Source organism: Microcystis sp. LE19-41.2A, assembly GCF_027530405.1.
Taxonomy (GTDB): domain Bacteria; phylum Cyanobacteriota; class Cyanobacteriia; order Cyanobacteriales; family Microcystaceae; genus Microcystis; species Microcystis aeruginosa.
In genome coordinates this window covers 1-6,700 of sequence record NZ_JAPZQJ010000112.1, presented here as the reverse complement: position 1 = coordinate 6,700, position 6,700 = coordinate 1, and the positions used below count along the sequence as shown (strand labels likewise).

Annotated in this window: 6 protein-coding genes; 1 reads left to right on the top strand and 5 read right to left on the bottom strand. The window is 44.2% G+C overall.

Annotation, left to right across the window (positions count from 1 at the left end):
• Window positions 1-253 precede the first annotated feature (253 nt).
• Window positions 254-1,570 (top strand): serine hydrolase, encoded by a 1,317-nt coding sequence (locus tag O9290_RS04975; RefSeq protein ID WP_288027350.1) that lies wholly within the window; start codon window positions 254-256, stop codon window positions 1,568-1,570.
• 57 nt (window positions 1,571-1,627) lie between these two features.
• Here the strand turns inward: O9290_RS04975 and rsgA are convergent, their stop codons facing one another.
• The 5 genes from rsgA to dnaK form a co-directional block, all read right to left on the bottom strand.
• The gene (rsgA, locus tag O9290_RS04970; RefSeq protein WP_002758771.1) at window positions 1,628-2,704 is read right to left on the bottom strand and encodes a small ribosomal subunit biogenesis GTPase RsgA; all 1,077 of its coding nucleotides are present in this window, start codon (window positions 2,702-2,704) and stop codon (window positions 1,628-1,630) included.
• Window positions 2,705-2,926 carry a sulfurtransferase TusA family protein gene (locus tag O9290_RS04965; protein WP_002738399.1) on the bottom strand — a complete coding sequence of 74 codons (222 nt, stop codon included), beginning with the start codon at window positions 2,924-2,926 and terminating at the stop codon, window positions 2,705-2,707.
• Window positions 2,889-3,086, bottom strand: coding sequence for a hypothetical protein (locus O9290_RS04960; protein WP_288054666.1), 198 nt, complete (start codon window positions 3,084-3,086; stop codon window positions 2,889-2,891). The genes O9290_RS04965 and O9290_RS04960 overlap by 38 nt, the downstream gene beginning before the upstream one ends.
• Before the next feature lie 25 nt (window positions 3,087-3,111).
• Window positions 3,112-4,236 carry a molecular chaperone DnaJ gene (dnaJ, locus tag O9290_RS04955; protein WP_288054667.1) on the bottom strand — a complete coding sequence of 375 codons (1,125 nt, stop codon included), beginning with the start codon at window positions 4,234-4,236 and terminating at the stop codon, window positions 3,112-3,114.
• A 258-nt stretch (window positions 4,237-4,494) separates the two neighbouring features.
• Complete coding sequence (dnaK, locus tag O9290_RS04950) at window positions 4,495-6,543, bottom strand: molecular chaperone DnaK (protein WP_288054669.1); 2,049 nt, start codon at window positions 6,541-6,543, stop codon at window positions 4,495-4,497.
• Window positions 6,544-6,700: the final 157 nt, after the last annotated feature.

Genomic DNA, 6,700 nt, shown 5'->3' with positions numbered 1-6,700 from the left:
TTGCTAATAAACATAGCAAAATTATAGATGATTTCCTGACCTAAGATCACATTTTATTCTTTTTTCCACTTCAATCTAAGAATTGAGAAAAAAGCAAAACCTTATATTATACCATAAAAAAATTATGCAAGAGGTCTATTGGTTCGCTATAATCTCCAAAATGATCGGGGACGATGGAAAATAGCTCAATATAGAACCATTAAAAATTTAGCTCGTAGATAAGTTGAATTAATCACAAAGTAGAAACAAAAAAATGAAAAATAACTCAGATAACAAAAAAACAGAGACATCTAACTACAATTATGAATACCATACTGGTATATCAGATATAAAGTTTCTGTTTATATCTAGCTTAGTAGCGATGACTTTTGCTGTGGTCGGTTTTTTAATCTTCAATCAATCTCAGAAAACAACAAATGTAACTGATGATAAGTCCTCCATATCTTACAGAAAATCTCCTCAGTCAATAATTAATAAAACCCCAGATATACCCACAATGAAAACTCCTATCACTTCGCAAACTGAACTTAATAATCAACAAATTGCCTTGCCATCTTTGCCTATTCCTGATAATAATAATCGTATCAATTTTCAAAAAACGTTTATTTATACTCCCGATAGACCGCCAAATTTTAAGCGGAACGACCAACTACAATCTATTATTAAAAATGTCACTGATTATGTTGCAGAGAATAACTTACCAACTGAGAAATTATCAATTAGCTTAATCGATTTTAAAACCAATAGTAGCGAAAATTATCAAGGAAATATAGGAAGATTTCCCGCTAGTGTTGTCAAGCTTTTTTGGCTAGTCGCTCTGTACGGTTATGTTAATTATCATCAAGGAGATATAGGAGAATATACTATTGAAATTCAAGAAATGATCGGAAAGTCAGACAATGAAGAATCAAGTAATATTGTTGATGCTATCACTGGAGCAAAATCAAATCATAAAAATATGAGCCAGTCAGACTATCAAGAGTGGTTAAAAAAAAGAAATCTACTTAATCAATATTTTGTTGATGCAGGTTATAATGGTATCAATATTAACCAAAAAACCTATCCCATTCCTTCTAAAAAAATGTTTAAACCTCAAGGTGCTGATTTAAAAATGAGAGGCAATGATCCTAAAAATCCGATTAGAAATAAAATTACAACTGAACAAGCTGCTAGATTAATGTATGAAATTATTACAGGACAAGCTATATCACCAGAATCTAGTCAGGAGATGCGATACTATTTGAACAGAATAAACATGATGCAAGATGGCAGCTGGAAAAATATTGACCCGAATCAAGGTCAAGGTCATTTTAATCCCATTAAAGGATTTTTTGGTGAATATTTTGCTAACAGTGACCCTAAAAATATCCAAGAATTTGCTTCTAAAGCTGGTTGGACAAGTGACAGTCGTAGTGAGGTAGCTTATATTAATGATGGTCAAGTTGCTTATATTTTAGCTGTATTTACCCAAGATGCTGCCTACGCTCAAAATTGGCAAATTTTCCCAAAAATTTCTGAATTAGTCTATCAAAAAATGCAGCAAATGGACTCAAAGTATAACACCCCTTAACATCTTTTCCCAATTCTTACTTTAGTAACCCTGAAGATAAAGACAACCGAACCGATTCTATTCAGAATCATCATTATAAATATCTTGGAGAGTTTTATTTTCGTAGCGTTCCTGATCTTGATTTTTGCCGCGACGGGAAGGACGACGATATTTTTTATTAGCTAATTTGGGTTCGTAGGTTTCTTGACCTGCTTCTTTAATTTTTAACTTTAAACTTGACTCTTTTGTGCTAGTTTTCTGCAATGACTGTTCTCGTGCGATCGCCTCTTCTAAAAACTCTAAATAATGTTGGTAACGTTCCCAATCTCCCCTAACCACACAGTTAGGTTCCCGACGGTGAGTACAATCATTAAATTGACAATTTCCTAAAGCTAAACGCTGTCTCACTTCCGGAAAATAAAAAGTTAATTGTTCCGGTGAACAGTTAATATCCGGTTGGTTAAAACCCGGACTATCGGCCAATAAACCCCGATTTGGTAAAGCAAATAACTCCACATGACGGGTAGTGTGACGACCTTTTTGCAGTTTTCCCGACACATCCCCCACCCGTTGATTAATCTCAGGAATTAGAGAATTAATTAAACTCGATTTTCCCACTCCCGAAGGACCGGCCAAGAGAGTGATTTTATGGTTTAATTGTGCCAATAAAGCCTCAAATCCCCTATTTTTCTCCACACTGACAAAAAAAGGCCGGTATCCCCAACCAGCTAGGCGATCGCCCCAGACCTCTATTTGTTCGGGTTCCCCCAGATCGATTTTATTGACACAGACGGCAATTTCTAAGCCTGTGGACTCGGCTTTCACCAAAAAACGACTGATCAGCCAAGGATCGAGGACGGGTTCAGCAAGGGCAAAAACTAGCAAAATCTGCTCGATATTAGCAACGGCCGGCCGATCGATCTCGGTACTGCGGGGGAGGACTTCTGCGATCGCACCCTGCCGATCATCAAAATTGGCTTCCTCCACGCGCACCCGATCGCCAACCATCACCGATTGACCGATTTTTTGCAAGCGAGCGCGACGGGTACAGAGAAGATTCTCGCCCATAACGGCAGCATCCAAGCGTACCTGATAGAAATTCGCCTGTACAGCCACCACTGTGCCGTATAAATCGGTTAATTGTGCATCTACCATTTAGGAATCGGGGCGATAGACTTTGAGAACAAAAAAGCTATCTCGGTCCTCGATCGATTCTATCTGATAACCCTCCACTGTCAGGCTAGTGGGAACCTGTTCGATCGGTTCCCCGGCATCTAACCAGACTTCCAAGCGTTCCCCGGCGGTCATTTTCTCTAATTGCAATTTTGTGCGGACAAAATTAATCGGGCAGGGAGTGCCGCGCAGGTCTAAAGTCATAGTTATTTAGGGTTTCCTGAAAAAGTTTCTCCTGGGGGCAGGGTGTGGGGTGTGGGGTGTGGGGTGTGGGGTGTGGGGAGAATAAATAAAATAATCTCCCATCTCCTGACTCCTGAATACTGCCGACCGCCGACCGCCCCCTGCCTCCGTTATCCGACAAGATTTTTAGATTTATTCAGCCTGCCCTATTTATGGAAGATATTACCTAAAAATCCCTCGATGCCGCCTTTCCCCACGGTTTCCCCGCGAACTTTTGCTAATTTTTCCAGTAAATCCCGTTCTTCTCCGGTGACACGGGTAGGAATCGAGATTTTAACGGTAATGCAATGATCACCGCGACTGACGGGATTGCCTAATTTAGGAACCCCCTTATTTTCTAAAATCAGTACGGTGTTCGGTTGAGTACCGGCAGGGATAGTCAGGTCTTCTTGGCCATCTACCGTATTAACTTTAATAGTACATCCTAAAATCGCTTGGATATAACTAATCGAGATATTGGATTTAATATCATTGCCTTCCCGTTGAAATTCTGCATCTGTTTCCACGGTTAGATAAACGAATAAATCCCCCGGCGGCCCGCCTTTAAGTCCTGCGTCTCCTTCCCGGGCAACGCGCAATTTCATGCCGTTGTCAACCCCTGCGGGGATGGTAATTTTCAGTTTTTTGGTTTCCTGTCTGCGTCCGGAACCGCCGCAAACATCGCATTTTTCCTCGATCACCTCTCCAGCACCGTCACAGGTGGGACAGACCGAAACTTGAGCAAAAGTACCGAAGGGAGTACGGGTGGCGCGACGCACCTGACCAGTACCACTGCAAGTAGTACAAGTGCGGGAACTGGTCCCAGGTCTGGCCCCACTGCCTTTACAGGTTTGACAGGTTTCCAGATGACGGATGCGGATTTCCTTTTCGCCGCCAAAGACCGCCTCGCGGAATTTTAGTCGAAAATCGAGACGTAGATCCTCGCCCCGGGTAGGGCCTGTGCGTCGGCGGGCCGTTGCTTGGCCGCCCATGCCCCCGAAACCACTAAAGATTGTCTCAAAGATATCGGCGAAACCGCCCATATTGTCGGGATCAAAACCGGCAGCACCTCCAGAAACCCCGGCCTCACCAAAGCGGTCATAACGATTGCGGGTTTCCGGTTCCGAGAGAATTTCGTAGGCGCGGTTAATTTCTTTGAAGTGTTCCTCGGCTCCTGGTTCTTTGTTAACATCGGGATGGTATTTTCGGGCGAGACGACGATAGGCGCGTTTGATGTCTTCTTTGCCGGCATCTCGCGAGACACCTAGAATTTCGTAGTAATCAGTGGGCATAGGGGGCTATGGTTCTGCTGGCAATTTATAAATAAAGTTTAAGTCTAGTTGTTACTTTAACAAACTATACATAATAGTTTAGTTGGGTTATCCCTACTATTTTTTTGGTAAGGAAGTGGGGAAGTGGGGAAGTGGGGTAGTGGGGTAGTGGGGAAGGGAGCAGAGAGAAGGGGAGAAAAAAGCTGAAAACTCACATCTGATCACTGATTACTGATTACTGATTACTGATCACTGAAAAGGCTGATAGCTTTTCCCTTTTTAATCTACGGCCTCGTAGTCACTGGCACTCATTTCTTCGCCATCGTAGGGGTGATCATCACTGCCCGATTCGCTGAATTTAGTTTCCAGATTACCATAGGTTCTGGTTCTAGTGTGGGAGAAGGTTTGCCCGTCGGCGAAGATATTGGGGGGAGTGGTCCGGATGCGGGTGGGTCGGGTCAGTTTTTCGGTGACATCGATCGATTCAAAATCAGTACCGTTGAGGATTTGGGTGTCCTCTTGTTTACCCCTGTAGATGCGGGTACCGATTTCGAGGACAATCTGACGAAATTCTTCCAGGATGGTTTTTAGCTTTTCTGGGGATATGGAAGGGTCGCGCAGGGCGATTTCCAACTGTTGGCGCTTCTGGTCGGCCAGTTGCCGGATATCGGGGGCAACTAACTCGCTGTTTTCCCTGATGGTGACTTCGTAGCTATAGAAAAGACTATCGCATTGCTGGCGAATATCGATCATTTGCAGACGACCGCGATCAAATTCGGCGTATTTTTCGGCTTCTAGGCGCATTTTTTCAATTTCGTTCGGTTTCAGCCCTCCAGTATGACTAATTAAAATGCTTTGTTCTTTGCCGGTGCCTTGGTCGCTGGCGGCCACTTTCAAGATGCCGTTAACATCGATCTCGAAGGCCACTTCGATTTGTGGCATACCCCTAGGGGCGGGAGGAATTCCCGTCAGGAGAAATTTACCGAGGGTTTTATTATCCCGGGCCATGGCCCTTTCCCCTTGCAGAACATGAATTTCCACGGAAGTTTGACCATCGGCAGCGGTGGAGAAAACCTGAGATTTACTGGTGGGGATAGTGGTATTGCGATCGATAATTTTGGTAAGGACTTCGCCGAGGGTTTCAATGCCGAGGGAAAGGGGGGTGACATCGAGGAGGAGGATATCTTCTACTTCTCCACCTAAAACTCCAGCTTGAATCGCCGCCCCCAAAGCAACGGCCTCATCGGGGTTAACAGAGCGATCGATCTGGCCTGCAGAAAAGAAACGGGAGATTAATCGCTGTACGGCGGGGATTCTGGTGGAACCGCCGACGAGAATGACACGATTGATATCGCTAGGCTGCAGTTCGCTATCTTTGAGGGACTGTTGTACGGGTTCCAGGGTTTTTTCCACTAATTCTCTGGTTAATTCCTCGAATTTAGCGCGAGTTATTTCCAATTCTAGGTGTTTAGGGCCAGTTTCGTCGGCGGCGATGAAGGGGAGATTGATCGAGGTGGTAATCAGGCTAGAAAGCTCGATTTTGGCTTTTTCGGCGGCTTCTCGCAGTCTTTGGATCGCCATGCGATCGCTGGATAGATCGATGTTTTCTTGGCTTTGAAAGTTCTCCACCAGCCACCGCACTAAGAGGTTATCAAAATCGTCCCCCCCAAGATGGTTATTGCCGGCGGTGGCTTTCACTTCAAAGACTCCCTTTCCCAGTTGCAGGATGGAAACGTCGAAGGTTCCTCCCCCTAGGTCAAAAACGAGGATATGTTGATCTTCGTTTTGTTTATCTAAACCGTAGGCTAGGGCGGCGGCGGTGGGTTCGTTAATAATTCTTAATACTTCTAGTCCTGCGATTATCCCCGCGTCTTTAGTGGCCTGACGTTGGGCATCGGTAAAATAGGCGGGAACTGTAATCACGGCCTCGTTAATCGGTTCTCCCAGATAGGCCTCAGCATCGGCCTTTAATTTTTGCAGGATCATGGCCGAGATTTCTTGGGGGGTAAATTCCCGATCGCAAATTTTGATATTGACGGTATCATCGCGACCGCGTTGGCAATGATAGGCAACTCGTCCCCTTTCTACCTCGGTGTCTTGCCAACGCCTACCGATAAAGCGTTTTATGCTATAGACGGTATTTTCGGCATTAGTGACCGCTTGACGTTTGGCCAGTTGTCCCACTAGGCGCTGGCCTTTGCCGAATCCCACGATACTAGGAGTTGTCCTTCCCCCTTCCGAGTTAGGAACTATAATCGGCTGACCTCCTTCGAGTACCGCAACACAACTGTTGGTTGTCCCTAAGTCGATGCCGATGACTTTTCCCATGACGCTCTAATAATAACGATAAGTAGTCATGCAAAATTAATTACCCAAATAAAAAATTAAGAAGTATAATACATAAAAAAACGAAGCAGCAGGAAAATACAATGAGATTGATTAGAGACCTAAACCCCGAGAGCCAGAAAATGCTAGAGAGAATTTA

Bases quoted from the DNA above. Each gene is read 5' to 3' on its own strand.
- O9290_RS04975 (WP_288027350.1), top strand. From the start codon at position 254: ATGAAAAATAACTCAGATAACAAAAAAACAGAGACATCTAACTACAAT.
- rsgA (WP_002758771.1), bottom strand. From the start codon at position 2,704: ATGGTAGATGCACAATTAACCGATTTATACGGCACAGTGGTGGCTGTA.
- O9290_RS04965 (WP_002738399.1), bottom strand. From the start codon at position 2,926: ATGACTTTAGACCTGCGCGGCACTCCCTGCCCGATTAATTTTGTCCGC.
- dnaJ (WP_288054667.1), bottom strand. From the start codon at position 4,236: ATGCCCACTGATTACTACGAAATTCTAGGTGTCTCGCGAGATGCCGGC.
- dnaK (WP_288054669.1), bottom strand. From the start codon at position 6,543: ATGGGAAAAGTCATCGGCATCGACTTAGGGACAACCAACAGTTGTGTT.